The 600-nt window shown below is 71.8% G+C and carries 1 protein-coding gene; it reads left to right on the forward strand.

All coding sequences use genetic code 11. The features are described 5' to 3' along the window. The coding region (locus EOA29_RS39250; protein WP_145970149.1) for a universal stress protein at window positions 1–600 on the forward strand (600 nt) is incomplete at both ends.

Consider the following 600-nt stretch of genomic DNA (forward strand, 5'->3'; position numbering starts at 1 on the left):
CCCGCCGCAGGCACGAGGTCCAGCTCTCGGCCGAGGCGGTGGCCAAGGAAGCGCGTAAGGGCTATGGCATGCTGCTCATCGGCCTCGGCCGCGCGGTGACCGCCAAGGGCGGTTTCTCGCACCGGCTGAACGAGGTTGCCGGCGCCTTCGACGGCCCGCTCTGCCTGGTGCTGAAACCCGTTGCCGCCGGGCGGCATATGCCGAGGCTTGGCCCCGAGTCGGGTCGTATCCTGGTGCCGGTCAACGGCACGTCGGTCGCTCGCCGTGGCGCCGAGCTGGCGTTGGCAATCGCCGCTGTCACCGGCGCGCCGGTCAAGATGCTCTACGTTGCGCGGGTCGGCCGCGACCAGCCGCGCGACGCCGTCTCGCATCGCCGCAGGGAGGCGGTGCTGAAGGACATTGTCGCGCTTGCCGACCGCTACGGCGTCGAGATCGAGACCGCCATCCGCTCGAGGCCTGCCGCCGCCGATGCGATTGCCCGCCAGGCCGGCAGGGGGGTGGCGTTGATCGTCATGGGCGTGGCGCGCCGTCCGGGCGAGGAGTTGCTGTTCGGCGAGACGACCAGCGATGTGCTGCAGCGCTGCCGGTGCCCGGTCGTGC

The organism is Mesorhizobium sp. M1E.F.Ca.ET.063.01.1.1 (assembly GCF_003998155.1).
Classification (GTDB): domain Bacteria; phylum Pseudomonadota; class Alphaproteobacteria; order Rhizobiales; family Rhizobiaceae; genus Mesorhizobium.